A 25,592-nucleotide genomic window follows, 5' to 3' on the forward strand; every position below is an offset into this window, starting at 1 on the left:
CCCTGTGAATATCCAGAGGGAACAGAACCCATGCCAAGACAGGAAGTCATTCGCAAAGCCAGGCAAGACAAGCGTGCCGGTAAATCGGCAACCACGCAGGCCGGCGAATTCGTCAAGGACCAGATCGACAAGATCCGCAAGGGCAAGCATGGCGCGCGCTCGACGAAACAGGCCATCGCCATCGGTCTGTCGGAAGCGCGCCGCGCCGGCGTCGATCTCCCGCCGCCGCGGAAAGGGCGCGTCAAGAAGGCGACGCGACGCAGCGCCAAATATGCCTATGAGGTCGGTCAGGGCAAGCGCACCCCGAAACGCCGGCCGCGCGTATCGCGAGCCGTCGAAAAGGTTTTGAAGAAGGAGCCGCGCTCGACCGCATCGCGGAGCGCATTGTCGAAACAGGGCAAGCGCGCCGCGAGCCGACGAACGGCCGCGTCGCGTTCAGCCACCGCGCGCAAGGCGAGCCGCACCAAGGGCGCCAAGGCGCGCTCCACCGCCGCAAAGAAGGCGGCACGCACCAGGGCGCGCCGCCGGAGTTGATCAATTCGCGCGCCGGCTCCGCTCGGAGAGCACGTTCTCCCCCTTCTTCCCTTCTCCCCTTGCGGGAGAAGGTGGCGCGAAGCGCCGGATGAGGGGTTGTGTCCGCGCATAACGTTTTCCGTGAGGACAGAGACCCCTCACCCGTCTCGCTGCTACGCGGCGAGCCACCCTCTCCCGCAAGGAGAGAGGGGAAGAACGAACTCACCACATCGTCGCGGCCGCACGCTCGGGCCAGATGCGATCGTACTCCGCGCCGCCGACCCTGTTCTCGCTCATCTCGGCGAGGATCTGGCCGGGTGTCGGCAGCGTCTTGGGGTCGATGCGCTTGTCGGGATTCCAGAGATCGGAGCGGACGATGGCGCGGGCGCACTGGAAGTAGATTTCGTCGACCGTCATCACCATCACGCTGCGCGGCGCCTTGCCTTCGACCTTGAACGAGGCCAGCAGTTCGGGATCGATGGAAAGAAAGGCCCGGCCATTGGCTCGGACCGCATTGCCGGAGCCGGGGATCAGGAACATCAGCGATACCCTGGGATCGCGTACGATGTTGCGCAAGGAATCGACCCGGTTGTTGCCGCGGCGATCCGGCAGCATCAGCGTCTTCGGGTCATGAATGCGGACGAAGCCGGAGAGATCGCCGCGCGGCGAGCAGTCGATCCCTTCGGGTCCGATGGTGGCGAGCGCGGCGAACGGCGCCTTTTCGATAAAGACGCGATAGAGCGGGGTGACATGGTCGGCGACTTTCACGGTCGAGGCGTCGTTGGTGACGCCGTAGATTGCCTCCAGCTGCTCGACCGTTTCGATCACCGACATTCCAGTCTCCTTGCTGTGCCGGCTATTCGTGCCAGCCTTGATTCCGGATCACGCGCAGAAGCTGACGGCCATGATACTCCGCGCTGCCCGCGTTGAGAATGGTGACATCGGCCTGCGCCGATGCGTCGTCGACGTTGCGCGTCAGCCTTTCGGCGATACTGCCGTCACTGTGCCGGGCGCGAGCGGCAAGCCGCTGCGCCAGCACATCCGGCGGCGCAGTGATCGCGACCACCACGACGTTTGCATAGGTCTGGCGCAGCGCGCCGATCACGGTGCGCGAAACATTGGCGACGACGGCGCGGCCGGCACGAATGTCGTCGTTGAGGTCGAGCTGCAGCGCGTAGCAATGCCCATGCGCCTCCCAATGCACGGCGAATTCGCCATGCTCGTGCGCGCGACGGAATTCGTCAGGGCTCACCGCAATATTGTCTTCGTCGGCCGACGATTCGCGCGTCACGACACGGCGCGGGAAGACGATGTCGTGATCCTCGATGCACGCCGCCCGCGCCAGCCGCAGCAGCGTGTCCTTGCCGGCTCCGCTGGGGCCGACCACGAGCACGAGCCGCCCCGGCCCGACCGCGCCCGTCTGCGTTCCCGCCACAGTGACGGTCTCGCTCATGCGACACGGCCCCCTTCGCGCCAGACGCTACGGACCGCAGGGACGTGGCCTGCGACGTGCACGCGAATCAGATCGGCACGCTTGCCGACGGAAATCTCACCGCGGTCGGACAGGCCGACCGCCTCGGCGGGCGCCTTCGTCACGGTGCGGATCGCCGCCGCAAGGCTGATCGCGGGCACGTGCTCGGGCAAATGCAGCGCAGCCATCAGAAGGCTCGAGGGAATGTAGTCCGACGACAGGATGTCGAGCAGGCCCTCGCGGGCGAGATCGACCGCGGCGATGTTGCCGGAATGCGAGCCGCCGCGCACGACGTTCGGCGCACCCATCAGGATGTCGATCCCGGCCTCGTGCAGGCCGCGCGCGGCCTCCAACGTGGTCGGGAATTCCGCCACCGAAACGCCATCGCGCACGGCGTCGACGACGTTCTCCTCGGTGGTATCGTCATGGCTCGCCAGCGGGATCTTGTACTTATGTGCCAGCGCCACGATCTCGCGCATGTTGGTCGCGGCATAGGCCTTCTGATACTCGAAACGTTTCGCGAACAGTTCGTCGAGCTGGGCGTCGGTCTTGCCGCCGCCCTTGCCGCGATAATAGTCGCGCAGCTTGCCTTCGTCGCGGAACTGGCGCTGGCCGGGGGTGTGGTCCATTAGCGACATCAGCCGCACGTCGGGACGGTCGATCAGTTCCCTGGCCTCCTCGACCACGCTCGGCATCGGGATTTCGCAGCGCAGATGCAGGAAGTGATCGGCGCGCAGCAGGTCGGCATCGCGCGCGGTCGTGATCGCCGCGGCAAGCACGCCGGCGCGCCCGTCGACTTCCTCGGCGCCGTCCTCGCGCCAGACCCGGAGCGAGTCGAACACCGTGGTAATGCCCGATGTCGCGAGCTGGCCATCATAGGAGACGACGGCCGCGACCGGATTCCAGAACACTTTTGGCCGCGGCACGTAATGCGCCTCGAGATGGTCCGTGTGGAGCTCGATCAGGCCGGGCATGATCAAATCGCCGCCGGCATCCTCTGACCCCGCAGGCGCCCTGCCCTCACCGATCTCGGCGATGCGTCCATCGGCGAGGGCGAGCCAGCCCTGTTCGATCACGCGTTCCGCCAGCACGATCCTGGCGTTGGCGATCACGATGTCCTTCTTGGCGTTCATATCCATTTCCTTCAGGCCGCGGCGGCGAAGCTGGTGACGTCGACGATGCGGTCGGCAATCTGATGACGGATTTCGTCGTCATGGACAATGGCGACCATGGCGACGCCCTGGCGCTTCTTCTCGGCGACTAGTTCGACCACGACAGCGCGGTTGGCGGCGTCGAGCGAGGCGGTGGGCTCGTCGAGCAGCAGGATCGGCAGATCCGAGATGAAGCCGCGCGCGATGTTGACGCGCTGCTGCTCGCCGCCGGAGAAGGTCGCGGGCGGAAGCTGCCAGAGCCGCTCGGGGATATTGAGCCGATGCAGCAATTCGCCAGCACGGGCTTGCGCCTCAGCGCGCGCCAGACCGTTGACGATCAGGGGCTCGGCGACCACGTCGATGGTGGCAACCCGCGGCACCGCGCGCAGGAACTGGCTGACATAGCCGATGGTGGCGCGGCGGATGTTGAGGACCTCCCGCGGCTCGGCGGTGGCGAGATCGATCACCTCGCCGCGATGGCGAATGCCGATGCGGCCGGAATCGCAGCGATAATTGCCGAAGATCATCTTCAGGATCGATGATTTTCCGGCGCCTGATGGCCCCGACAGCACGACGCATTCGCCCGGGTTGACGTGGAAGGTCACGCCGCTGACAACAGGCAATTCGATGCCGCCCTGCAGGTGCATCGTAAAGCTCTTGTTGGCATCAGTGATGTCGATCATGGCGGTCATTGGAAAACTCTTCCTGGAAGGCTCATGGCGGCAGAATCGAGGAGACGAGGAGTTGGGTGTAGGGCTCGCGGGGATCGTCGAGCACCTGATCGGTGAGGCCCGTCTCGATGACGCGGCCGCCCTTCATCACCATCACGCGGTGCGACAACAGGCGCGCGACCGCGAGATCATGGGTGACGATGATGACCGCGAGATGCAGCTCGGCGACCAGGCTGCGCACGAGGTCGAGCAGGCGGGCCTGCACGGAAACATCGAGGCCGCCGGTCGGCTCGTCCATGAACACCAGCCGCGGCTCGGTGACCAAGTTGCGGGCGATCTGGAGACGCTGGCGCATGCCGCCGGAATAGGTCCGCGGCGCATCGTCGATGCGTGCGATGTCGATCTCGACGCGGGTCAGCCAGTCCGACGCGGTATCGCGGATGCGACCGTAGTGATTCCAGCCCACCGCCATCAGCCGCTCGCCGACATTGGCGCCGGCCGAGACCGCCATGCGCAGCCCCTGCGCGGGGTCCTGGTGGACGAAGCCCCAATCGGTGCGGAACAGGAAGCGTCGTTCGGCCTCGCCCAGCGTAGCGAGATCGCGGGCGACGCCGTCGCGCATCCGGTAGGACACCTGGCCGCTGCTGGCCGCTAGCTGGCCCGACAGGAGCTGGAGCAGCGTCGATTTGCCCGAGCCGGATTCGCCGACGATTGCCAGCACTTCGCCGGGATAGAGCGAGAACGAGACATCGCGGCACGCGGCGATGCGGCCATAAGATTTGCTGAGCGACTCGGCAACGAGCAGTGGCTCGTCATTCTCGAGCATGTCTTGATCAGCCATTCGATGCCTCCTGCGCCTTCTCCTTGTACGGCGCGGCGCTGAGGCTGCCGTGATGGCCGGCGGCCTGGCGGCCCTCGCAATAATCGGTGTCGGAGCAGACGAACATGCGCCCGCCCTTGTCGTCGGTGACGATCTCGTCGAGATAGGAATTTTCCGCGGCGCAAAGTGCACACGGCGCGTTGAAGCGATAGGGCTCGAAGGGATGGTCCTCGAAGTCGAGCGACACGACTTGCGTATAGGGCGGGATTGCGTAGATGCGCTTCTCGCGGCCGGCGCCGAACAGTTGCAGCGCCGGGCAATTGTCCATCTTGGGATTGTCGAATTTCGGCGTCGGCGACGGGTCCATGACATAGCGCGCATTGACCTTCACCGGATAGGCGTAAGCCGTCGCGATGTGGCCGAAGCGGGCGATGTCCTCGTAGAGCTTCACATGCATCAGGCCGTATTCGGCGAGCGCATGCATGCGCCGCGTCTCGGTCTCGCGCGGCTCGAGGAAACGTAAGGGCTCCGGGATCGGCACCTGATAGACTAGCACCTGATTCTCGTGCAGCGACGTCTCCGGAATGCGGTGGCGGGTCTGGATCACGGTCGCATCTTCTGTGGCCGTCGTCGTGGCGACGCCGGCGGTCCTGGCAAAGAACTTTCGGATCGAGATCGCGTTGGTGGTGTCGTCGGAGCCCTGGTCGATCACCTTCAGCACGTCCTGCGGCCCGAGGATCGCAGCGGTGACCTGGACGCCGCCGGTGCCCCAGCCATAGGGCATCGGCATCTCGCGGCTGGCGAACGGCACCTGATAGCCGGGGATCGCGATCGCCTTGAGGATCGCACGACGGATCATCCGCTTGGTCTGTTCGTCGAGATAGGCGAAATTGTAGGCGGGCGCGTTCATTCCGCGGCCTCCTTCATGGCGTCGGGCGCATTGGCATCAGTGAATTCCTTGCGCAGCTTGCGCAACAGGCCGAGCTCGGACTGGAAGTCGACATAATGCGGCAGCTTCAGATGCTCGACGAAGCCGGTCGCCTGGACGTTGTCCGAATGCGACATCACGAATTCCTCGTCTTGCGCCGGTGCGAGCGCCTCCTCGCCGAGCTCGCGGGCACGCAGCGCGCGATCGACCAGCGCCATCGACATCGTCTTGCGCTCGCTCTGGCCGAAGGCAAGGCCATAACCGCGCGTGAAGCACGGCGCTTCGGTCGCGGAGCCCTTGAACTGGTTGACCATCTGACACTCGGTGAGCTCGATCGAGCCGAGCGGCACGGCGAAACCGACGTCTTCCGCCGAAAATTCCACCTCGACCTCACCGAAGCGAATCTCGCCGGCGAAGGGATGGTTGCGGCCGTAGCCGCGCTGGGTGGAATAGCCCATCGCCAGCAAGAACCCTTCGTCGCCACGCGCGAGATTTTGCAGGCGCAGGTCACGATCCGCCGGAAAGTTCAGCGGCTCGCGGGTGAGGTCGCCGACGCTGGCGCCCTCTTCCGCTTGCGGCGAGGATTCGATCAGCCCGTCGCGGCCGAGAATGTCAGTCACGCGCGGCGTCGGCGCCGTGGATGCTTCGGCCGTCGCCGGCGCTTCCGGCACAAAGCCGTCGGCGAGCGAGGGATCGAGCAGGCGGTGGGTATAATCGAAAGTCGGGCCGAGGATCTGGCCCCCGGGAATGTCCTTGAAGGTCGATGACACCCGCCGCCGCACCCGCATCGCGCCGGTCTCGACCGGCTCGCTGGCGCCGAAGCGCGGCAGGGTGGCGCGGAAGGCGCGGACCAGAAAGATCGCCTCGATCAGATCGCCGCGCGCCTGCTTGATGGCGAGCGCCGCAAGCTCGCGGTCGTAGAGCGAGCCTTCGCTCATGACGCGGTCCACGGCGAGGCCGAGCTGCTCCGAAATCTGGTCGAGGGAGATTTCCGGCACGCTTTGATCGCCGCGCCGCGCACTGGCGAGCAGGCGATGGGCGTTCTCGATGGCGCGCTCGCCGCCTTTGACTGCGACATACATGCTTAGCTTCCCTTGCTCACGACGCGCGTGGTGCGCGGGATCGCAACCACGGCGTTATCGGCGACCAGCACCACATCAACGCCGCGCGGAAACAGCGCTTCGTTGACGCGCAGGCGCTCGAACAGGTCGAACGGCTTGATCGACGCCTGAAGCGTCGCGACACCGTCGATGCCGGGGCCGCGCAGCGCGAAGCCGCGCCCCGAATCCAGGCTCTCGACCTGAAGAATCAGCGTGGTCGACCGATCCGGATATTCGCTGGTGCCCAGCGCGAAGCGCTCGAGCGAAGGCAGCGCCCCGCCGTCGCTGATCAGCGCGAAGCTTGCGATCGAGGAATCCTGCACCACCGGCGCGCCGGTGTGGAATTTCAGCCATTTCACGAGGTCGGTGCTTTCCGACATGCGCGCATCGAGCCAGAGCGGCGTGTCGTGATCGAACAGCGTCAGCGCGATCGCGGCCGTGCCGCGCATCATCGTCTGAGGCGCTCCTGATGTCGGCACGATGCGCTGGACCGAGCCCGGCCGCGCCATCGCGTCCATGACCGAGCGAAAGGTCGATTGCGCCGACAGCACCTTGTCGGCGAACCCCGGCGGCAGTTCCGCAATCGTGGTCATGATCTCACCCTTCACCGCGCACCATGGTGTAGAAATCAACCTTCGTCGCAGCGGTCTCGGCCGCCACCTGCTTGCGCCTGATCATCAGCTGCTCACGCAATGGCGCGATGATTTCCCGCTCAACCGCGCCACTGAAATCACTGGACTGCACCAGCGCATCGCACAGCGCGATCAGCCGCGCCTTCTCACCGTCGCGACCGAGCGTGTAACCGAAGCCGACCTCGCCACTCGCAAGCCGCACCGCAGCGCGCGACACCGTGGCTTCGCCGAGATTGAACGGCGCACCGTCGCCACCGACGCGGCCACGCAGCATGACGAGGCCGTTTTCCGGCGCACGCAGATCCTGATGCGCCGGCAGGGCGAGAGCGCGGAGGCGAGCGGCGATCTCGCCCGCCTCCGCGTGCGCCAGCACGGCCATTGCGGCCTGGCGCTGGGCTTGCTGATTGTTGTGCTGGGTCACCAATTCCACCGACCTTTTCTGAAGAACTTGCCGAATCCAAGTTGTCTATGATACTAGACAACTTGATACCGGAGCGCCATGACTGTTTCGTGACAAAGGCGTGATTTCTGGAGTAGCTTCCCGGCCACATGAGCATGCAGGACACAGCCTCCTCCGGCGTCGCGTTGTGGCGCCTCGTTGCCGACGGCATCGAGCGCGGCATCGCCGACGGCCGCTTTGCCGCCGGCGACAAGCTGCCGGGCGAGGTCGAGATCGCCGAAACCTATCGCGTGAACCGCCACACGGTGCGACGTGCGCTGGCTGCGCTGGCCGAGCGCGGCATCGTGCGGGCCGAGCGCGGCAGCGGAACCTATGTCGAGGCGCAGAAGCTCGCTTATCCGCTGCGCTCGCGGACGCGTTTCTCCGAGATCGTCGGCGCGGACGGCCGCGAACCGCATGGCCGGTTGATCGAGGCGTCGGATGATGTCGCGACCCGCGAACTCGCGCGCGAACTTGGATTGAAGGCCGGCGCACCGCTGGTGCGGATCGAGGCGATGCGCCTCGCCGACCGCACGCCGATCTGCGTCTCCACGACGTGGCTGTCGGCACAGCTGTTCCCGGGTGCGGGCGAGATCTTTGCCGCGACCCGGTCGATGACGAAATTGCTCGAGCATTACGGCGTCCGCGACTATCGCCGCGGCGCGACCCGGATCACCGCCGGCATTGTCGATGCAACCGACGCCGCACGGCTCGATCTGGCGCTGGGACGGCCGATCCTGGTGGTCGACGCCACCGACCAAGATCTCGACGGTAAGCCGCTGGTGACCAAGCATTCGCGCTTTGCCGCGGAGCGGGTGGAGTTTCTGGTGGAGTCGTAGGGTGGGCAAAGGCGCGCTTGCGCCGTGCCCACCATCTATCCAACGCTGCGATTGAAGTGGTGGGCACGCTTCGCTTTGCCCACCCTACGAGATCGATGATCAGGCCACCGCCCTTCGGCCGATGATCGCAAAGCGGAGTTTGCCCGAGACGAAATCGATCGCGGCGACCGCGACCAGGATCATCAGGATCAGGAACGACACCTTCTGCCATTCCAGCACGCGAATCTGCTCGGCGAGCTGGAGGCCGATGCCGCCGGCGCCGACGATGCCGATGATGGTGGCCGAGCGCGTGTTCGACTCGATGAAATAGAGCACCTGACCGGCGATCACAGGCAGGACCTGCGGCAGCAGACCGAAGCGTATCTCGTGCAGCGCACTGCCGCCGGAGGCGCGGATGCCCTCGACCTGCTTCTGGTCGGCGCCCTCGATCGCCTCCGAGAACAGTTTTCCGAAGGCACCGAAATCCGACACGGCGATGGCGAGCACGCCGGCAAACGGGCCGAGCCCGACCACGTTGATCCACACCAGCGCCCAGATCAGCGTGTCGACGCCGCGGATCGAATCCAGGAAACGTCGAATCGGGAAGCGCAAAATGCTCGACGGCACGACGTTACGCGCGGCAAGAAGGCTGACCGGCAGCGCGAACAGTGCGGCCAGCGTCGTGCCGAGCAGCGCGATCGACAGCGTCTCGCCGAGCGCCTTCAGATAGATCGGCAGCGACGAGCCGGGATCCGGCGGGATCATCATCAGGCTGATCCAGCCGAGCTGGCTGAGCCCCGCGACGAAGCGCGAGGGCGAGAAATCGAGATCGACCAAGCCATAGACCAGGATCGCGAGCGCCGCGACGATCATCGCCGGCATGGCGAGCCGCGCCGAGGCCGGCCGGTCGAACACATCAGGGTAGCGCGCGCGAAGCTCTCGCGTGTCGATCTGCTGCGGCCCCGTCACGTCCGCGCCTCCTTGCCGAACAGGCAGCCGCGCAGCCAGCCGGTGCTGATGTCGATGATGAAGACCGTGACGATGATGGTGAGCAGGATCGCGCTGACGTCCGAGTAATAGAACTTGCGGATGGCGACGACGAGCTCCTGGCCGATGCCACCGGCACCGACGAAGCCCATCACGGAGGCCTCGCGGACATTGATCTCGAAACGCAGCAGCGCGTAGCTGGCATAGCCTGCCGTGACCTGCGGCAGGATGGCGAAGCGCATGCAGGAGAGCCAGCTCGCGCCGGTCGAGCGGACGCCTTCGACCGGTTTCATGTCGGCGTTCTCGACGATCTCCGAGAACAGCTTTCCGAGCGCGCCGGTGGAGTGAATCGCGATTGCCAGCACGCCCGCCATCGGTCCGAGGCCGAACGCGATCACGAAGATCAGCGCAAACACGATGCCGGGCACCGTGCGCGCGAATTCGAGCAGACGCCGCACCACGAAACGCACCCAGGGCGCGGGCGAGGTGTTTTCAGCCGCGAAGAAGTTCAGGCAAAAAGCAAAAGTCGCGCCGATCAGTGTGCCGACATAGGAGATCAGCAGGGTCTCGCCCAGCATCTTCAACCATTTGCGCCAGCCCCAGAGCCATTCGCCGACATCGGTCCAGACCCGCTGGCCGGTGTCGAGTGTGAGGATGCGGTCGAAATAGCTGATGAAATTGCCGTAATGGGCGAACAGCGTGCGCAGATTCACTTCCGCGCCGATCGCCGCGAGAAGCAGTGCTGCGGCGAAGATCACGGCTCCAAAGAGGAGTCGGAGCCGCTTGCGCGCGACCGCCTGGCGATAGGCGGCGTTGAGCACGGCGAGCTGCTGCTCGGGAAGGATCGAAACCGCGACGGTCATCTTGGCCAGGAAAAATGGTCAATCAAAGAGAAAGAGCCGGGTCCATCGACCCGGCTCCAGTGCGTCGTCCCGAAACTCAGGACGCCTTCTTCTTACGCAGCGCATCGACGAACTTGATCAGCTCGATCGTGCCATCCCAATCCTTGGTGGTCGCGGGATGAAAACCCTTCTTCTGGCCGTCCTGGAGGCGATCGAACGCAGCCTTGTCCTTGGCCGGCGCGTCGAAGAACGCCTTCGCGATCGCGGCCTTGGCCTCTTCCGGCAGATCGGAATTGTAGGCATAGGGACCGTTGATGATCGGCGCCGACTTGTGGATGATGCGGAAATCGTCCTTCTTCATCGCCGAGCCGTCGGCATTCTTCAGCATGCCCTTGGTCAGCATCTGCGCCAGCGTCGAATCGTCGTCGCTGGTCCACTGGTTGGCGGCAACGTCGACCGTGCCCTGCGCCAGCGCCAGGATCGCGTTCTCATGGCTGCCGGTGAAGACGACCTTGCTGAAATAGGTGTCGGCGTCCGCGATGCCCAACTTGTCGAGCTCGAAGCGCGGCACGTTGTTGCCGGAGGTCGAGTTCGGGTCGACGAGGCCGAGGTTCTTGCCCTTGAGCTGGTCGATGCTCTTGTAGGGGCTGCTCGCCTTGACGAAGAACGCCGAGTAATAACCAGTGGAGCCGTCGGCGTTGATGTCGTTGGCGAAGGCGTCGGTTTTGACGCCGGTGAGGCGGGCTCGGGCGAACGACGCCGAGCCGTAGCTCGCGATGTGGATGTTGCCGGCGCGCTGGCCTTCGATCACGGCCGCGTAGTCGTTGGCGATGCGCAGCGTGACCTTCACGCCCAGTTCCTTGGAGAGATAGTTCATGAACGGCGCCCAGCGCTCGGTCACGCCCGAGGCGTTTTCCGCCGGAATGACCGCGAAGGTCAGTTCGGGATATTTGGCCTTCCAGTCCTCGGCGGAGGCTGAAGTCGTGAACGCGAGCGCGGCGGCGCCGGCAAGAATCAATCTGCGAGTGATCATGATACCCTCTTCATCGGTTGGGGTCGGTTGACGCAAAACTGGTGACTGTTGATGCGGCGCGGCTCAGGCGGCGGCCGCCGTTCCAAGCGCTGGAATGCCCTCTCGCACCGGCGCAGGCGTGCTGCCCATGACATCGGCGGCTTCGAGATCGTAGAGCTCGCGCGCAACGTGCTCGGTCAACTCCGCCGGCGCGCCGTCGAACACCACGCGCCCCTGCGCCATGCCGATCAGGCGGTCGCAATAGCTGCGCGCCAGGTCGAGCGAATGCAGATTGCAGAGCACGGTGATGCCGAAGTGCTTGTTGATGCGCAGTAGCGCATCCATCACGATCTTGGTGTTGCGCGGATCGAGCGAGGCAATCGGCTCGTCGGCGAGGATGATGTCGGGCTGCTGCACCAGCGCCCGGGCGATCGCGACGCGCTGCTGCTGGCCGCCGGAGAGCTGATCGGCGCGCTGGGCCGCGAGCGGGGCGATGTCGAACTGTTCGAGCGCGGACATCGCCAGCGCCTTATCCTGCTCGGGCCAGGTCTGCGACAGCGAGCGCCAGGCCGGCATCGTCGCAAGCCGTCCCATCAGGACGTTGGTGAGGACATCGAGCCGGCCGACCAGATTGAACTGCTGAAAGATCATCGCCGAGCGCGCCCGCCACTGCCGCAGCTCCTTGCCGCGCAGCGCCGTGACGTCGAGGCCGTCGAACAGGATGCGGCCCTGCGAAGGGGTCGCGAGACGGTTGATGGTCCGCAGCAGGGTCGACTTGCCGGCGCCGGACCGTCCGATCACGCCGACGAAACCGCCGGGAGAAACTTGAAACGAGGCATCGTCCACCGCGGCTTTCATGCCGAAGCGACACGTCAGACCTTCAACCACCAGCATGCAGGGCTCCAGAGTAGCTGGGACCCACCGCTAACGCCGGCGCTTGACACTTGTGTGACACGGACATTGCGGTGCGGCGATCCTACACACCTCATCCACACCTCATCCGCTGTCATCGTGTCGTCATGACATTGTCATCAAGCCACTCGAAGAGAAACGCCCGCCCTCTCGTTCGGATAGCAACATGGCCGCCAAAGCTCTTTCGGTCCAGCCGACCATCGATCCCTCGGCGACGCTGCACGACACCAGGCTTGGGGCCTACACCGAGGTCGGCGCGCGCACGATGCTGCACGAGGTGACGATGGGCGATTACTCCTATGTCGTGAACGACGCCCAGATCACCTACACGACCATCGGAAAATTCTGCTCGATCGCGGCGATGACGCGAATCAATCCGGGCGATCACCCGATGCACCGCGCCACGCAGGCGCACTTCACCTATCGTTCGAGCGCCTACTTCGAAGGCGAGAGCGACGACACGGAATTCTTCGACTGGCGGCGCCAGCACCACGTCCATATCGGCCACGACGTCTGGATCGGCCATGGCGCGATCGTGCTGCCGGGCCGCAACATCGGCACCGGCGCGGTGATCGCGGCCGGCGCCATCGTCACCAGGGACGTTCCGGCCTACACCATCGTTGCCGGCAATCCGGCGCGCATCGTTCGGCGGCGGTTCTCGGAAGAGGTTGCGGGGCGGCTTGCGAGGCTCGCCTGGTGGGATTGGGATCACGACAAGTTGCGTGAAGCCCTGCCCAATTTCCGCAAGCTCGGGATTGAGGATTTCCTCACGGCATACGAAGCAGGGGCACCCTCTTCTGCCAGCAAACGAAGCGCGGTCGCGTGACAGACATATTCCTAGAGGGCGGGCGGGCCCTGATCGGCTCCGAGTTCGCCGAAACGTCGCTTCTCGTGTCCGGAACGGACATTGCAGAGATCGATGCCTCGCGCGGCCGGGCCCGGCTTGCGATCGACGCGCGCGATCTGCTGGTCCTGCCGGGCATCGTCGATCTGCATGGCGATGCCTTCGAGCGGCAGATGATGCCGCGCGCCGGGGTCGACTTTCCGATCGACGTGGCGCTCGCCGACAGCGACCGCCAGGCGATCAGCAACGGCATCACCACGGTGTTTCACGCCACGACCTGTTCGTGGGAGCCGGGCCTGCGCAGCGCCGACAATGCGCGCGGCCTGATGGAGGCGATCGAACGGCAGCGCCCGCAATTCGCCGCCGACACCCGCTTTCATCTGCGCCACGAGACCTACAATCTCGACGCCGAAACCGAGATCAGCCAGTGGCTCAGCGAGGGCCGCGTCGACCTGTTCGCCTTCAACGACCACATGGACGGCACGGTCGGGGACATGGCCAAGCCCCGCAAGCGCAATCGCATGGTGGAGCGCACCGGACTGTCGAGCGAGGAGTTCGACCGCCTCGTCGGGCGTGTGCTCTCCCGCGCCAGTGAAGTGCCGGCTTCCGTGTCACGGTTGGCCGCGGCGGCACGCGCCGCCGACGTGCGGATGCTCTCGCATGACGATGCGACGCCGGTGATGCGCCAGGGCTTTCGCGCCATGGGCGTGGCGATCGCAGAGTTTCCGATCAACGAGGAGACGGCGCGGGAGGCGGCAAGCCACGGCGACGCCATCGTCTACGGCGCGCCGAACGTCGTGCGCGGCGGCAGCCACACCGGCTGGACCAAGGCATCCGACATGATTGCCAAAGGGCTCTGCTCAGTGCTGGCCTCGGACTATTACTATCCCGCGCAGCTGCTCGCTGCGTTCCGCCTCGCCGCCGATGGCGTGCTGCCGCTGACCAAGGCCTGGAACCTGGTCTCCGCCGCGCCCGCGCGCGCGGCCGGCCTTGCCGATCGCGGCGTGCTCGCGGAAGGCCGACGCGCGGACATCCTGCTGGTCGACGACAGCGTGCCGCTGCGGCCGCGGCTGATCGCCGTGATATCAGGCGGCAAGCTCGTGCATCTCACCGACGCGACGCGGTTGCTCGGCATGGCAGCTACCCCGCGCGAAGCTGTCGTCGCGGCATAAACCCGCTATGCTCGGACGATGACAAGTTTCCCCCGCTACGCGATCTATTTTGCCGCAGGCGTCGACAGCGCCCTCACCCGCTTCGGCGCGGAGTTGCTCGGCTACGATGCCTATACCGGCAACGAGCTGCCCTTTCCCGCTGACGCATCGCGTCCCGCGCCGGACTGGCGCGACATCACCGCCGATCCCCGCAAGTACGGTTTTCACGGCACGCTGAAGGCGCCGATGGCGCTCGCGCCGGACAGGACAGAGGCGGAGCTCTTGGCGGCCTGCGCGGCCTTCGCCGGCGAGGCGCGGACGATCCCGGTGATTCGCCCTATCGTCGATTCCATCAGTGGTTTTATTGCGGTCATTCCGGCTGATCCGGTCGGTGCGCTCCAAGAGCTCGCCGCCGATTGCGTCCGCGCGTTCGACGGCTTTCGCACCGCCCTGACGGCGGAGGATCGCGCGCGTCGCAAGCCCGAGAAGCTCAGCGAGCGGCAGCGCGACTATCTCGATCGCTGGGGCTACCCTTACGTGATGGAGGAATTCCGTTTCCACATGACACTGACGGGGCGGCTCGAGGCGGAGCGCCGCGGCCCGATTCTGGACATGCTGCGGGGAAGGTTTGCTGCTCTCGGTCTCAAGACGCTTGCGATCGATCGCGTCGCGCTGTTCAAGCAGGATGACGCCAAAGCTCGCTTCCGCATCATCGGCGAGTGGGCCTTGACGCAGTAAGCGTCAGTGCCAGCTCGCGAGATTGAAACCGAGCGCCACAACGCCAACCAGAATGAGGCTGGTCGCCCAGATTACATCCAGATTGAACCAGCTTCGCGAGACGAACCTCAATCCCAGATGGCGGTAGACCAGCCATGCCAGGCATCCGCCGGCGCTGACCATGGCGGCAACGTGCACCAAAGACACCAGCACCGCCATCCCGAGACTCGCCTTCATCAACGCGCCAGCGGCCTCATGGCCGGCATCGAGTTCGAAGGCCTGGCAGAGCCCGAGATAGATCGGCACGAGCATCAAGGCGGCGCCATGAGCAATGGCAACGGCAAATGACCAGAGCGCCAATTGCGTCGGCGGAATTCGTGCCAGCGCGCGCGGATGGCGCCGCTCGACCAGCCGATAGACGCCGAAGCCGATGAGGAGAAGGCTCGCGCCGAGCTGGATCGAGCGCTGCCACTCGGCCAGCACGAGCAGGAGCGCGAATGGCAGCAGTACGAGAAGTGTTGCCAGGAGATGTCCGGCCGCCAGAGCCCACAACGCACGAAAGAGCGCGCGCGGGCTCTTGTCCATGAGCCCGACCGAAACGGCGAGCGGCCAGCCCATTCCCGGATTGACCCCGTGATAGAGACCGCTCGCAACAAGAGCGAGCCACAGCCAGCCCTGGCTCGCGTGTGCCCAATCTAGGCCGACGGGTAGCAAAAGGAGTCCGTCGAACAATCGCCGCCCTCCAGCCTGATCTGGTGCGCACGATATCCGTCGGGGAAGCTCACGAAGTAGTTCTTGTCGAGCTCGAGGCCACCATTGTGACCGACATTGGCCATGACTTCCACACCCGGAACGCCATCGGGATAGAACTGGTCATCCCAGGTGGAATAGAGCGAATTGGTCCAGTACACCCGCCTGCCGTCCCGGCTGATCTCGACCATCTGCGGACCGGCCGCAAATGCCTTGCCGTTCGGATGGGGGGTGCGGCGCGCGATGCCGCCGATGTGAACCGAGCCCGCAAGCTTCGGCTTTCGCGGATCACTCACGTCGTACTGGCGCATTTCACCCGTGCCCCAGCACGAGACATAGAGAAAACGATCATCCATCGACAGATCGATGTCGGTCACCAGCGGCGGCACGGCGCCAAAGCCCTGAAGCAGCGGCGGGAGCTTCTCCTTTGGCGCAGGCTCGGGAGGGATCGTCGCCGTCTTCTCCGCATGGAATTTTCCGCCTTCGCGCCACCAAGTCCAGATCGATGCTTCGAGATTCGTGGTGTCGACCACAACGCCTACGAAGCCGTATTCGCGAACCGGATCGTGCGCCGGCCGTACCTCCAGCGCCATCTGATGATTGGCGCCGAGGTCGATAGTCTGCACGTTGCGACGGGCGCTAAGATCCCAGAAGTGGAGACGATGGCCATATTTGTTCGCCAGCAGATCTTCCGCGACGATCCCGTTCTCGAACTGCGGCGGCAACGCCCATTCACTCGTCACCATGTAGTCGCGCGGCAGGTTCCACCAGAAATCATAGTGCAGCGTCTGCGGACCGCGGTCGATCTCCCATCGTCCAAGGACCTCGAACGTCTCGCAATCCATGATGAAGACGCCTGGAGGCCCGTTGGTGCCGTCCTTGCCGCCGCCGCCGAGCGTGCTCACATAGACGCCGTCCGGCCCGCAATGGATGGTGTGCGGCCGCGAATAGCCGGTCTTTTTGAAGACTTCCTCGGGCTCGATGATCTTGTGGATTTTGGCTTTGGTCGGATCGGGCTTGGTATCGATGATGTAAATCCGCGACGAGCGCAGCCCGGGGATGATGAGATAGCGCCGCTCGATGAAGGCATGCCCAGTGAGCGGCGACAAGGCGGAGGAGCAGGCATTCCAGCCGAAGTGATGAAACTCATCGCCCTTGTTGGGCATCGTCACGGTGTGGACGATCTGGCTGTAGGTCGGCGATCCCGGCTTGACGTCGATGACCGCGAGAGCATCCGGTTTTGAAAAATCCGGACTGAGCAGCAACGTGTAGGCAAAGTTCTCGGCAGCTGCTTCCATCGCAAGCTTGGGCGATGCGTGAAAGGTGGGATCCGGCCTCATCGTCATGGCACTGCCTCCCTGTTTCGTTGGTTCGCACCAACCTGCTTCGGAATAGCGGCATAATGAAGAGTTGTTGCGCGATGTCTCGATATGCTCCGCGGGCCTGGTTGGCGAGCGTACAATATGTCATCGCCGGGCTGCGCGAAACCGCCCGAACCGCGTTAATTCGACGCTTTCAGCCGGATGGAAGCTGGCGGGATCAGGCCAGGGCGCGCACCTCACACCGTGCATCACACTCAGTGTCGTCCCGGCCTAGTGCGCAATCGCGCACGGGAGGCGGGACACATAACCTTCGGGCGCGCTTGTCCAGGACGCCGGCAGAGGCTACTTCCCCCACCTCAACGCCAGCGCATCGCGCTCCTTGGCCAGCTCCAGCAGCCCTGCCCGCGTCGCCGGATGCAGCGGTTGCAACGGATGCCGCACCGTGTCCGACTTGATCACGCCGCCGGCCTGCATCATCGCCTTGCAGGCGATCAGGCCGCACTGGCGGTTTTCGTAGTTGATCAGCGGCAGCCAGCGTTCGTAGGCGGCTTTCGCCTCTTGGCGTTTGCCGGCGAAATAGGGATCGACGATCTGGCGGATGCCGTCGGGGTAGCCGCCGCCGGTCATCGCGCCGGTGGCGCCGGCGTCGAGATCGGCGAGCAGCGTGATCGCTTCCTCGCCGTCCCAGGGACCCTCAATATCGCTGCCGCCGGCCTCGATCAGGCTGCGCAGCTTTGACGCGGCGCCCGGCACCTCGATCTTGAAATAGCGGATGTTGGAGAAGTCGCGCGCCAGCCGCGCGAGCAACTCGACCGACAGCGGCGTACCGGCGACAGGCGCATCCTGGATCATGACCGGAATATTGATCGCGCCCGACAGCACCTTGAAGAATTCGACGACGCCTTTCTCGGGTACGCGGAAGGTTGCGCCGTGATAGGGCGGCATGACCATCACCATGGCGGCACCGGCCGCCTCGGCCTGCTGGCTGCGCGCGGCGGAGACGGCCGAGCTGAAATGCGTGGTGGTGACGATCACGGGAACGCGGCCCGCGACATGCTCCAGCACCGCATGCATCACGGTCTCGCGCTCGGCATCCGTGAGCACGAACTGCTCGGAAAAATTGGCGAGAATGCATAGACCGTTCGAGCCCGCGTCGATCATGAAATCGATGCAGCGGCGCTGTCCCTCGAGGTCGAGCTCGCCGCGCGCGTCGAAGATGGTGGGTGCGACCGGGAACACGCCGCGATAGGGGCGCTGGGCCTTGTGTTGGGGCGTGACCGGCATCGAACTCTCCATCCCTGATATCTCTTACATCTGCCGCGACGCTCGCGCAGCTTCACAGATGTACCCGCCGCGTGCATCGGCGGCAATGCCGATCGCGCGACGGTGGGACGGAAGATTGTCGAAGTTATGCGGTCCTCACCGCGCCCAAAAAGCCCTCGACCGCTACGCGGAGACGATCGGCGTCGGCGGACATTTTCGTCACGGATACCGACAGGACCGAACCGGCATTGCCCGTCTCCTGATTGAGTCTGGCGACGCTGCCGATGGTGTCGGTGACCTCGCGGGTTCCCTGCGCGGCCTGCTGGAAGTTGCGGGAGATCTCGGTGGTGGCCGCGCGCTGCTGTTCGACCGCGGCCGCGATCGCCGTCATCTTCTCGTCGATGCCGCTGATCGCGCCGCCGATCGCGCGGATGGCAGTGACCGCCTGGCCCGTCGCGCCCTGGATCTCCGCGACCTGGCGGGAGATCTCTTCCGTCGCGGTCGCCGTCTGCGAGGCGAGGCTCTTGACCTCGCCGGCGACCACGGCGAAGCCGCGGCCGGCCTCGCCCGCGCGCGCGGCTTCGATGGTGGCGTTCAGCGCCAGAAGATTGGTCTGCCCTGCGATGGCGTTGATCATCTTCACAACCTCGCCGATGCGGCCAGCGGTCTGATCGAGGATCTCAACCGTCGCATTGGTCTGCGCTGCCTGCGACACGGCTTCGCGGGCCTCGCGGGCACTGGCCTGCACCTGCGCCGAGATCTCGCCGACGGACGCCGAGAGCTCTTCGGTCGCGGCCGCGATGGTCTCGAGATTGTTGGTGGCCTGTTCGGCGGAGGACGAGACCGCCGCGGTCTGGCTGCTCGATTCCGAAACCAGCGAGCGCACGTCGGTCGCGGTGGCATCGAGCTCCTTCGTCGACGCGGCAACGCTGTGAATGACGGCTTGCACGGTGTCGTCGAAACTGCGGCAAGCCGCATCGACGGTGCCGGAGCGGGCGAGCTGCAGCGCCTGCTGCGCTTCGCGCTCCCGACCCAGGCGTTCCGCGGTCGCGGCACTCTCGCGCAGGCTTTCGAGCGCGGCGGCCATGGTGCCGAACTCGTCGGGATGTCTGGATTGCGGAACGGGCGTCGCGTGATCGCGGGCGCTGATCTTGGCGATCGCATCCAGGATGGCGCGCACCGGGTGCATGAGGCGGTTGCGCACCACGTAGATGCCGGCCAGGGTCACGGCCAGCGCGAGCAGGAACGCGAGCGACTGCACGACGAGATTGGTGAGCGCCTTGGCCTGCACCGTCTCCGCCCGCGCGATCGACTGGTCGAGCGCCTTGTTCGCCACCGCGACGATGGACGCGAAGGGTGACTGACACAGCGTATTCCATTCCGCGGCGGGCATCGCGGGCTTGCCGCTGCCGTCGAAATTCTTGGTGAGCTCGCCGATCTGCTTGAGCGCACCATCGGTCTTGGCCTTCGCGTCCGTCGCGGCCGTCACCAGCTCTGCCGCCACGCCGGGCGCAGCCAGCAACTCGGCCATGCCCGCCCAGCCGGAGGTGATCGTGCCATCCCATTGCGCCACTGATCGCTTCTGAGCGTCGTCGAGCGGCTTGCTGCTGTTGACGTTGGAGCGAAGGGACGAACAATGGATTCCATAACGATCGCGCACCTGCCAGGCGAAGCGCCGGACCTGGATCATGCGGGCGATGAAGGGGTCGTCCATCCAGGCACGGTTCGACACCGCGGTGGAGGCGAGGTTGGCCGTTTCGATCACCTTGGTGACGGCATCGTACCAGGAATTGGTCCGCTCGATCTTGCGTTCGGCGCGCGGGCGCTTGGCTTCATCGTAGAACAGCTGGAATTGCGGGGAGGCGGCGCTCCAGCCTTGCTTCAATGTGCCAGAGAGTTCGTCGCGGCGGGCGAAGTCGACGGTGGCAAGCGCGGCGCCGATCGCGTCATAGCCGCCCTGCTCGGCCTTCTCCGCCGCCTCGAGTTTGGCACGCGGATCATCCTCGCCGAGGATCGCGCTCTGGGCATCGCCGCGATTGTTGCGCAGCGCCAGCACGCCATGGAAGATCGCCTTGTCGGCGGCGGCAAGCCGCGCGGTCTCGAGGCTGTCGCTGTAGCGGCCGAACGCTCCGACCATCTGGATCGCCGTAGACGCCAGCGCACCCGCGGCCAGCAGGGCCATCAAGGTCAGCAGGAGCGAACTTACCGATTTCTTAAACATTGCCATGGTGTCGGGGCCTACGCTTTCTAGCGTCACCTTGCCCGCGACATGCCAATGTTCCGTTAAGGTTTTAATCGAATTGGCGTGAGTTTCCGACCCGACAAGCCTTCCTGCAGCCCCGGATCTCACGCAACCTTGGTGAAATCCGGCGGACGGCGTTCCGCAAACGCCGTGAAGGCCTCGCGCGCCTCGGCGGTGCGCAGGCGCAGTCCGAACTGCTCGCCTTCGGCATTCATCTGCGCGACCAGCGCCTCGCCATTGCGCATCAGCTTCTTGGTGGCGGTGAGCGCGCCGGCCGGCTGACGGGCAAGACGCTGCGCCAGCGCGAGCGCTTCGGTATCGAGTTTGTCGAGCGGCACCACGCGGTTGGCGAGCCCCCATTCCAGCGCGGACTTGGCCGGCACGGTCTCGCCGAGCGCGAACATCTCGTAGGCCCGTGCGTAACCGATGCGCGCGGGCATCAGCAGGCTGGAGGCGGCTTCCGGCACCAGCGCTAGGCTGACGAAGGGCGTCGACAATTGCGCGTTGTCGGCAAGCACGACGAGATCGCAATGCAGCAGCATCGTGGTGCCGACGCCGACGGCGCGGCCCTGCACCGCGGCGACCAAAGGCCGGGTGCACCGCGCCAGCGACTGGATGAAGCGCACGACGTTGCGGCTTCCTTCCGACTTGCCCGCTGCGACCGCGGCGAATTCGCCGACGTCGTTGCCGGCAGTGAACATGTCGCCTTCGCCACGGATCAGGATCACGCGGGCCGATGTATCGGACTCGGCGGATTCGATGGCATCGGCGAGCTTGCCGTACATCGCATCCGTCAGCGCGTTCTTCTTGTCGGGGCGCGCCAGCGTGAGTGTGAGAATTCCGCCGCTGTTCTCGATCCGGACGTGCTCGGTCATGGGTCTCTCCTCTATTCCTCTGGATCTCGCGAAAGCTCTGTTGGAAGTTCTCTTGAAAGCTCTCTTGGAAATTTGTCCTGAATGCTGGTCAGCCAGCGCGCGACGATATCGATCTCCGCACTGGTGAATCCGTCCGTCAACGCGGCGTTAACCTGTGCCGCGTTGGCCTTTGCCTGTGCGAGCGCTGCACGGCCCTTCGGCGTCAGCCAGACGCGCCAGGCGCGCCCGTCCTCCCGATCGGCCCGCCGCTCGATCAGCTTTGCAGCTGCCGTGCGGTCGACGAGGCCGGAGATGCCGGCCGGCCCCAGATCGAGCGCCGTGCCCGCCTCACCCATGAGCACGCCGTCCTGCTTGCCGAGAATGAACAGAAGCCCTGCCTGCGCCGGCGTGACCTCGCTCGAAGGCTGCGCCGCCATCCAGCGCTGCAAGCGCCGCTGTGCAACGCTCAGCAGGTAGATCAGCCGATGATGCCCCGCGCCGGCCTCCTTATTTCGCATGCGAAATAGATAATCGAAGCGGCTCGGAATGTCAAAGGACGGCAGGTGGATCGATGTACCGCGGCAGTCGTCGAGCAACAGGCCGCACCGGCGCACCAGGACCTCACCCACCAATCGCAATTAGGTGCCGCCGCAACGCTTGACGGTTGCCTCGTTTTGTGTTCCCTATTCGTTCTATTCAATCATAGATTGTCCCGGAGACTTTCGTGATGAACAGTATGCGTGGCCCGAACCAGCCGACCCAGCTCGTAATTCATAATGACGATGATACGCCGGACCAATTCGTGATGGATCTGCTTCGGCAGGTTTTCGGCAAATCAGACCGTGAAGCGACCGCGCTGATCACCCAGATCGAGCAGAAGGAAAGGGCGGTTTGCGGACCTTACCCCCAATCCGTCGCCGAAGCCCTTTTCAAATCTGCGCAACAATCCATCGGCCTGGCCGGCCATCAACTGCAGGTCACGCTTGAGGCGGTCACGACTCCTTGCGAACTCTGCGGCAAGCCGGAGGGACAGATGGACGTGCGTATCGGCAGCCGCACGGTCTGGCTGTGCAGCGACTGCATGCGTGCGGCGGATGAGCCCTCGAACGAACAAGAGGAAGATTTCGACTTTGCTTGCGACGTTCTCGACTGGCACCTTGCCACCACGGCGCGCAGCAAGCTCGTGACCACGATCCGCCAATTTCCCGGCCACATGCGGGTCGATCTCCAGGCCGCGGTCGACCGGCTCTTCGGCAAGGCCATCCGGCTGGTGGGATTGAACGAGGAGCAGCGCTACGAAACGCTGTCGATTCCACGACTGCTCAAGGAGGGCCGCTATGCGATCGCGATTGCCCCACTGCAATATTCCGACGTCGACGTAGGCGAGAAGAGCCCGGTCAAGTGTCTGGATAACGGATTGTGGCTGTGTGAGCAGGATAATCTCCGCTATGCGGTTTTGCTCTGCGCACACCGCGAATACAGTCGCGAGCCCGGAATTCGAATCGAGATTCTCGTGCCCGCAGGTTCCGCAGGCGCGGCTCTGGTCCAGCAATGCTTCAGTGAATTGGAAGAAGCCGTACAGGCTGCGCGGACCTATCGCGGCAAGATCCTGTCGCTCGATGCCGACTCCGACTATCGCGGTCGCTCGCGCGGCATCACGGTGCATCGCTTGCCGCAGGTCGCCCGCGACGAGGTGATCCTGCCGGAGCAGACTCTGCGGCTGCTCGATCGCAACGTTCTGACCTTCGTCAACACCCGAGACCAACTGCGCCGGCTGGGTCAATCGACACGCAAAGGCATCTTGCTGTACGGGCCGCCGGGCACCGGCAAGACCCACACGATCCGCTATCTCGCAACGCATTTGCCCGGGCATACGACGCTGATCATCACGGCCGAACAAATCGGTCTACTCGGCGCCTATATGAGCTTGGCACGGCTGCTCCAGCCGTCGATGGTGGTGATCGAGGATGTCGATCTCATCGCCCGTGACCGCGATGACATGGGGCCGTGTGAGGAATCCATGCTGAACAAGCTGCTCAACGAGATGGACGGCCTGAAGGAAGACGCCGACATCCTGTTCGTCCTGACCACCAACCGGCCGGAGGACCTCGAGGGAGCTCTCGCGGGTCGCCCCGGCCGCATCGATCAAGCTATCGAAGTGCCGCTGCCCGACGAGACTGGCCGCGGCAAGCTGGTCCGGCTCTACGGCAAAGGACTGCCAATCGAGGACGCGGTCATCGCCGAAGCGGCCCGTCGCAGCGAAGGCACGAGTTGCGCCTTCATCAGGGAGCTGATGCGGCGGCTGGCGCAAGGAAGCATCGCGCGGGACGGCGGCAACACCGTGATCTCCGCCGATATCGACGAGGCGCTTGACGACATGCTGTTCTCTGGCGGCCGGCTCAATGCGCAGCTGCTCGGCGGCGCCCAGGCGATGGCGGCGGGGTGACGCTCCGAAGTGGCGCGCCTGCTAGGGCGCGCAGGTGAAGCTCGCCGCCTCTGTCACCGGGCCGCTCTTGTAGTGCGGCCACGCCGGCCAGCGGCACAGCGGCAGCGCGCGAAGCGTCGCAAAGGACGGCGCTTCCACCTTCTGCTCGGTGACTTCCAAATCGCCGGGCGCCTTGCCCTTTTCGACCCAATCGACCAGCACGCTCAGCATGTCGACATTGGCCGGCGCGCCGGAGCCGACGTGGTCGACCCCGGGCGCGGTGTAGAGCCGCGCGAACTCGGCCGTCTCGGCCTTGCCGAGCTTGCGTTCGACGCTCTCGAAATAGCGGATGCCGGCATAGGGGCTCTGCGCGTAGTCGGCCATGTGTTCGAGCATGATCAGTCGGCCGCCGCGGGCGCGGAAGCGGCTGAGATCGGGGTCGGTGGAATCCATCAGGCTGGAGACCTCGAGCAGCCGCGCCTTGTGCTGTTCGGGCTTATACGTCGTCACGTCGAGCTTGGGATCGCGCGCGAACACGTATTGGATGCCGCCGGCGCCGTAGATCCAGGCGATGCCGTTATTGGGCGCAGGCGGTTGCGCGGGAGGCGCCGTGCCGAGCCACCACGCGACCCAGCCGCCGGTCGGGCCAACCGCCGGCGTGTCCTCGCCCGACACGCCCCAGCCCGGATAATCGTCGAGACCGTTGGCGAGCGGGAACGGGAATTTGTAGGTCGCATGCAACGTGTCGATCGCCTTGATCTGTGCGTCGGTGAGGCACTGATCGCCCGACTTGCCGCTGGCGCAACGCAGCGTCTCCGCCTTGAAGGCCGCCTTGCAGGACACGGGATCTTGCACCAGCGCGTCATCGGAGCCATCGGCCTTGTCGCAAGCGGCCCGCACGGCATCGCCCACGAGCTTCACCTGCGCCGGATTGATCCAGCCCTCACCCATGGTCGCGAGCCCCGAGCGCGTGCCGGCATGCTGCAGGCCAACCCAGTTGATGACGGGCACGCGGGCAAAGATGCCGTCGAAATCATCGGGATAGCGCTGTGACATGGTGAGGCCTTCGCGGCCGCCTTCGGAAGAACCCATGAAGTACATCTTCTCAGGTCTCTTGCCGTAAGCGCGCTGCATCAGCGCGACTGCGGTATCGCGGACCCTCTTGTAGGCGCGATGGGCAAAATTCTCGAAGGCTTCGTCGTTGAGTGCGAACAGCTGCGGCGGCTCGCCCGGCTTGGACTCATGACCGGAATCGGTGCCGTAGGTGACGAAGCCGCGCGCGAGCGGCGACGGCTTGTCGAAGGGATAGGCCGGCGGCAGCGCCAGGCCCGTGATCAGCACGCCATTGAATCCGCCGCCGCCATATTGCAGCGAGCGGCCGTTCCATTCGACGGGCAAATTGACCTGAAACTTGATCGGGGGCGCCTTGGGATCGGTGGGATCGATATGGCCGAGCAGCTTGCAGAAGCCGGGATTGGCGGGCGTGACGCGCCCCGACGGCGTCGGGCCGCGTTCGGCCACGGCCAGTTGCGACGGCGCCAGCAACGTCGCCGAATCGATCTTCACGGCGTCAGCGCCGCCGACGAGGCCCTTGCAGACGGTGTCCGCATCCTCAGTCAGCGTCACCGCTGAAGCGGAATTCGCGCCCAGCGCGCCCGCTGCGCCCACCAGCAATGCGCACAGCTTCACATGGATTTGCGCCATCGTTTCCCCCTGAGTTTCTGTTCG

At 65.1% G+C, this 25,592-nt stretch carries 26 protein-coding genes; 6 read left to right on the forward strand and 20 right to left on the reverse strand.

The window, feature by feature from the left end:
• Positions 1-30: 30 nt before the first annotated feature.
• Entirely contained in the window at positions 31-534 is a 504-nt protein-coding gene (locus ABIB66_RS27950; RefSeq protein WP_354209587.1) for a DUF6496 domain-containing protein, read from the forward strand.
• Between the two features lie 201 nt (positions 535-735).
• Here the strand turns inward: ABIB66_RS27950 and ABIB66_RS27955 are convergent, their stop codons facing one another.
• From ABIB66_RS27955 to phnG, 9 genes are read right to left on the reverse strand one after another with little or no spacing between them, the layout of a single operon-like run.
• Positions 736-1,347: a pyridoxamine 5'-phosphate oxidase family protein gene (locus ABIB66_RS27955; protein ID WP_354209588.1), complete on the reverse strand. Its 612-nt coding sequence runs from the start codon at positions 1,345-1,347 to the stop codon at positions 736-738.
• Positions 1,348-1,369: 22 nt separating this feature from the next.
• Positions 1,370-1,966, reverse strand: a complete 597-nt coding sequence (phnN, locus tag ABIB66_RS27960; protein WP_354209589.1) for a phosphonate metabolism protein/1,5-bisphosphokinase (PRPP-forming) PhnN — start codon at positions 1,964-1,966, stop codon at positions 1,370-1,372.
• Positions 1,963-3,117 carry an alpha-D-ribose 1-methylphosphonate 5-triphosphate diphosphatase gene (locus tag ABIB66_RS27965; RefSeq protein ID WP_354209590.1) on the reverse strand — a complete coding sequence of 385 codons (1,155 nt, stop codon included), beginning with the start codon at positions 3,115-3,117 and terminating at the stop codon, positions 1,963-1,965. The genes phnN and ABIB66_RS27965 overlap by 4 nt, the downstream gene beginning before the upstream one ends.
• A gap of 11 nt (positions 3,118-3,128) precedes the next feature.
• A complete protein-coding gene (gene phnL / locus ABIB66_RS27970; protein WP_354209591.1) occupies positions 3,129-3,827 on the reverse strand; it encodes a phosphonate C-P lyase system protein PhnL in 699 nt (232 codons plus the stop codon).
• Positions 3,828-3,849: 22 nt separating this feature from the next.
• Positions 3,850-4,647: a phosphonate C-P lyase system protein PhnK gene (gene phnK / locus ABIB66_RS27975; RefSeq protein WP_354209592.1), complete on the reverse strand. Its 798-nt coding sequence runs from the start codon at positions 4,645-4,647 to the stop codon at positions 3,850-3,852.
• Positions 4,640-5,536: an alpha-D-ribose 1-methylphosphonate 5-phosphate C-P-lyase PhnJ gene (locus ABIB66_RS27980; protein ID WP_354209593.1), complete on the reverse strand. Its 897-nt coding sequence runs from the start codon at positions 5,534-5,536 to the stop codon at positions 4,640-4,642. Before ABIB66_RS27980 ends, phnK begins: the two co-directional genes overlap by 8 nt.
• A complete protein-coding gene (locus tag ABIB66_RS27985; RefSeq protein ID WP_354062733.1) occupies positions 5,533-6,636 on the reverse strand; it encodes a carbon-phosphorus lyase complex subunit in 1,104 nt (367 codons plus the stop codon). Before ABIB66_RS27985 ends, ABIB66_RS27980 begins: the two co-directional genes overlap by 4 nt.
• Before the next feature lie 2 nt (positions 6,637-6,638).
• Complete coding sequence (gene phnH, locus ABIB66_RS27990; RefSeq protein WP_354209594.1) at positions 6,639-7,247, reverse strand: phosphonate C-P lyase system protein PhnH; 609 nt, start codon at positions 7,245-7,247, stop codon at positions 6,639-6,641.
• Between the two features lie 4 nt (positions 7,248-7,251).
• Positions 7,252-7,716 carry a phosphonate C-P lyase system protein PhnG gene (gene phnG / locus ABIB66_RS27995; RefSeq protein ID WP_354209595.1) on the reverse strand — a complete coding sequence of 155 codons (465 nt, stop codon included), beginning with the start codon at positions 7,714-7,716 and terminating at the stop codon, positions 7,252-7,254.
• A 119-nt stretch (positions 7,717-7,835) separates the two neighbouring features.
• Between phnG and phnF the strand changes: the two genes are divergently transcribed.
• Complete coding sequence (phnF, locus tag ABIB66_RS28000; protein ID WP_354209596.1) at positions 7,836-8,564, forward strand: phosphonate metabolism transcriptional regulator PhnF; 729 nt, start codon at positions 7,836-7,838, stop codon at positions 8,562-8,564.
• Between the two features lie 99 nt (positions 8,565-8,663).
• Here phnF and phnE (ABIB66_RS28005) read toward each other — a convergent pair whose 3' ends face one another.
• From phnE (ABIB66_RS28005) to phnC, 4 genes are all read right to left on the reverse strand, one after another.
• Positions 8,664-9,512 (reverse strand): phosphonate ABC transporter, permease protein PhnE, encoded by an 849-nt coding sequence (phnE, locus tag ABIB66_RS28005; RefSeq protein ID WP_354209597.1) that lies wholly within the window; start codon positions 9,510-9,512, stop codon positions 8,664-8,666.
• On the reverse strand, positions 9,509-10,393 hold the full coding sequence (gene phnE, locus ABIB66_RS28010) for a phosphonate ABC transporter, permease protein PhnE (RefSeq protein ID WP_354209598.1): 885 nt from the start codon (positions 10,391-10,393) through the stop codon (positions 9,509-9,511). Before phnE (ABIB66_RS28010) ends, phnE (ABIB66_RS28005) begins: the two co-directional genes overlap by 4 nt.
• 76 nt (positions 10,394-10,469) lie before the next feature.
• Entirely contained in the window at positions 10,470-11,405 is a 936-nt protein-coding gene (phnD, locus tag ABIB66_RS28015; protein WP_354209599.1) for a phosphonate ABC transporter substrate-binding protein, read from the reverse strand.
• A 63-nt stretch (positions 11,406-11,468) separates the two neighbouring features.
• Complete coding sequence (gene phnC, locus ABIB66_RS28020) at positions 11,469-12,278, reverse strand: phosphonate ABC transporter ATP-binding protein (protein ID WP_354209600.1); 810 nt, start codon at positions 12,276-12,278, stop codon at positions 11,469-11,471.
• A 184-nt stretch (positions 12,279-12,462) separates the two neighbouring features.
• On the opposite strand from phnC, the gene ABIB66_RS28025 reads away from it, so the two are divergent.
• From ABIB66_RS28025 to ABIB66_RS28035, 3 genes are read left to right on the forward strand one after another with little or no spacing between them, the layout of a single operon-like run.
• Positions 12,463-13,122 (forward strand): LbetaH domain-containing protein, encoded by a 660-nt coding sequence (locus tag ABIB66_RS28025; protein ID WP_354256244.1) that lies wholly within the window; start codon positions 12,463-12,465, stop codon positions 13,120-13,122.
• The gene (locus tag ABIB66_RS28030) at positions 13,119-14,312 is read left to right on the forward strand and encodes an alpha-D-ribose 1-methylphosphonate 5-triphosphate diphosphatase (protein ID WP_354209602.1); all 1,194 of its coding nucleotides are present in this window, start codon (positions 13,119-13,121) and stop codon (positions 14,310-14,312) included. The genes ABIB66_RS28025 and ABIB66_RS28030 overlap by 4 nt, the downstream gene beginning before the upstream one ends.
• An 18-nt stretch (positions 14,313-14,330) precedes the next feature.
• Entirely contained in the window at positions 14,331-15,029 is a 699-nt protein-coding gene (locus tag ABIB66_RS28035) for a DUF1045 domain-containing protein (RefSeq protein ID WP_354209603.1), read from the forward strand.
• A gap of 3 nt (positions 15,030-15,032) precedes the next feature.
• Here ABIB66_RS28035 and ABIB66_RS28040 read toward each other — a convergent pair whose 3' ends face one another.
• The 6 genes from ABIB66_RS28040 to ABIB66_RS28065 form a co-directional block, all read right to left on the reverse strand.
• On the reverse strand, positions 15,033-15,626 hold the full coding sequence (locus ABIB66_RS28040; protein ID WP_354209626.1) for a hypothetical protein: 594 nt from the start codon (positions 15,624-15,626) through the stop codon (positions 15,033-15,035).
• Positions 15,627-15,703: 77 nt separating this feature from the next.
• A complete protein-coding gene (locus tag ABIB66_RS28045) occupies positions 15,704-17,104 on the reverse strand; it encodes a selenium-binding protein SBP56-related protein (protein WP_354209604.1) in 1,401 nt (466 codons plus the stop codon).
• Positions 17,105-17,422: 318 nt separating this feature from the next.
• Entirely contained in the window at positions 17,423-18,364 is a 942-nt protein-coding gene (locus ABIB66_RS28050) for a dihydrodipicolinate synthase family protein (RefSeq protein ID WP_354209605.1), read from the reverse strand.
• A 124-nt stretch (positions 18,365-18,488) separates the two neighbouring features.
• The gene (locus tag ABIB66_RS28055) at positions 18,489-20,570 is read right to left on the reverse strand and encodes a methyl-accepting chemotaxis protein (protein WP_354209606.1); all 2,082 of its coding nucleotides are present in this window, start codon (positions 20,568-20,570) and stop codon (positions 18,489-18,491) included.
• A 119-nt stretch (positions 20,571-20,689) separates the two neighbouring features.
• Positions 20,690-21,460, reverse strand: coding sequence for an enoyl-CoA hydratase (locus ABIB66_RS28060; protein ID WP_354209607.1), 771 nt, complete (start codon positions 21,458-21,460; stop codon positions 20,690-20,692).
• A gap of 11 nt (positions 21,461-21,471) precedes the next feature.
• A complete protein-coding gene (locus ABIB66_RS28065) occupies positions 21,472-21,957 on the reverse strand; it encodes a MarR family winged helix-turn-helix transcriptional regulator (protein WP_354209627.1) in 486 nt (161 codons plus the stop codon).
• 209 nt (positions 21,958-22,166) lie between these two features.
• Between ABIB66_RS28065 and ABIB66_RS28070 the strand changes: the two genes are divergently transcribed.
• A complete protein-coding gene (locus ABIB66_RS28070; RefSeq protein ID WP_354209608.1) occupies positions 22,167-23,885 on the forward strand; it encodes an ATP-dependent Clp protease adaptor ClpS in 1,719 nt (572 codons plus the stop codon).
• 21 nt (positions 23,886-23,906) lie between these two features.
• Here the strand turns inward: ABIB66_RS28070 and ABIB66_RS28075 are convergent, their stop codons facing one another.
• Positions 23,907-25,568, reverse strand: coding sequence for a tannase/feruloyl esterase family alpha/beta hydrolase (locus ABIB66_RS28075; RefSeq protein WP_354209609.1), 1,662 nt, complete (start codon positions 25,566-25,568; stop codon positions 23,907-23,909).
• Between the last annotated feature and the right edge of the window lie 24 nt (positions 25,569-25,592).

Source organism: Bradyrhizobium sp. F1.13.3 (assembly GCF_040548265.1).
In the GTDB taxonomy this organism is placed as follows: Bacteria; Pseudomonadota; Alphaproteobacteria; order Rhizobiales; family Xanthobacteraceae; genus Bradyrhizobium.

What these genes read in the sequence shown, in the direction of transcription:
- phnD (WP_354209599.1), bottom strand. Translation starts at nt 11,405, where the DNA reads ATGATCACTCGCAGATTGATTCTTGCCGGCGCCGCCGCGCTCGCGTTC.
- ABIB66_RS28040 (WP_354209626.1), bottom strand. Translation starts at nt 15,626, where the DNA reads ATGGGCTGGCCGCTCGCCGTTTCGGTCGGGCTCATGGACAAGAGCCCG.
- ABIB66_RS28075 (WP_354209609.1), bottom strand. Translation starts at nt 25,568, where the DNA reads ATGGCGCAAATCCATGTGAAGCTGTGCGCATTGCTGGTGGGCGCAGCG.
- ABIB66_RS27985 (WP_354062733.1), bottom strand. Translation starts at nt 6,636, where the DNA reads ATGTATGTCGCAGTCAAAGGCGGCGAGCGCGCCATCGAGAACGCCCAT.
- ABIB66_RS28055 (WP_354209606.1), bottom strand. Translation starts at nt 20,570, where the DNA reads ATGGCAATGTTTAAGAAATCGGTAAGTTCGCTCCTGCTGACCTTGATG.
- ABIB66_RS28060 (WP_354209607.1), bottom strand. Translation starts at nt 21,460, where the DNA reads ATGACCGAGCACGTCCGGATCGAGAACAGCGGCGGAATTCTCACACTC.
- ABIB66_RS28070 (WP_354209608.1), top strand. Translation starts at nt 22,167, where the DNA reads ATGAACAGTATGCGTGGCCCGAACCAGCCGACCCAGCTCGTAATTCAT.
- phnH (WP_354209594.1), bottom strand. Translation starts at nt 7,247, where the DNA reads ATGACCACGATTGCGGAACTGCCGCCGGGGTTCGCCGACAAGGTGCTG.
- phnK (WP_354209592.1), bottom strand. Translation starts at nt 4,647, where the DNA reads ATGGCTGATCAAGACATGCTCGAGAATGACGAGCCACTGCTCGTTGCC.
- ABIB66_RS27965 (WP_354209590.1), bottom strand. Translation starts at nt 3,117, where the DNA reads ATGAACGCCAAGAAGGACATCGTGATCGCCAACGCCAGGATCGTGCTG.
- ABIB66_RS27950 (WP_354209587.1), top strand. Translation starts at nt 31, where the DNA reads ATGCCAAGACAGGAAGTCATTCGCAAAGCCAGGCAAGACAAGCGTGCC.
- ABIB66_RS28045 (WP_354209604.1), bottom strand. Translation starts at nt 17,104, where the DNA reads ATGACGATGAGGCCGGATCCCACCTTTCACGCATCGCCCAAGCTTGCG.
- phnE (WP_354209598.1), bottom strand. Translation starts at nt 10,393, where the DNA reads ATGACCGTCGCGGTTTCGATCCTTCCCGAGCAGCAGCTCGCCGTGCTC.
- ABIB66_RS27955 (WP_354209588.1), bottom strand. Translation starts at nt 1,347, where the DNA reads ATGTCGGTGATCGAAACGGTCGAGCAGCTGGAGGCAATCTACGGCGTC.
- ABIB66_RS28035 (WP_354209603.1), top strand. Translation starts at nt 14,331, where the DNA reads ATGACAAGTTTCCCCCGCTACGCGATCTATTTTGCCGCAGGCGTCGAC.
- ABIB66_RS28050 (WP_354209605.1), bottom strand. Translation starts at nt 18,364, where the DNA reads ATGCCGGTCACGCCCCAACACAAGGCCCAGCGCCCCTATCGCGGCGTG.
- phnF (WP_354209596.1), top strand. Translation starts at nt 7,836, where the DNA reads ATGAGCATGCAGGACACAGCCTCCTCCGGCGTCGCGTTGTGGCGCCTC.
- ABIB66_RS27980 (WP_354209593.1), bottom strand. Translation starts at nt 5,536, where the DNA reads ATGAACGCGCCCGCCTACAATTTCGCCTATCTCGACGAACAGACCAAG.
- phnL (WP_354209591.1), bottom strand. Translation starts at nt 3,827, where the DNA reads ATGACCGCCATGATCGACATCACTGATGCCAACAAGAGCTTTACGATG.
- phnC (WP_354209600.1), bottom strand. Translation starts at nt 12,278, where the DNA reads ATGCTGGTGGTTGAAGGTCTGACGTGTCGCTTCGGCATGAAAGCCGCG.
- phnN (WP_354209589.1), bottom strand. Translation starts at nt 1,966, where the DNA reads ATGAGCGAGACCGTCACTGTGGCGGGAACGCAGACGGGCGCGGTCGGG.
- ABIB66_RS28025 (WP_354256244.1), top strand. Translation starts at nt 12,463, where the DNA reads ATGGCCGCCAAAGCTCTTTCGGTCCAGCCGACCATCGATCCCTCGGCG.
- ABIB66_RS28065 (WP_354209627.1), bottom strand. Translation starts at nt 21,957, where the DNA reads ATGCGAAATAAGGAGGCCGGCGCGGGGCATCATCGGCTGATCTACCTG.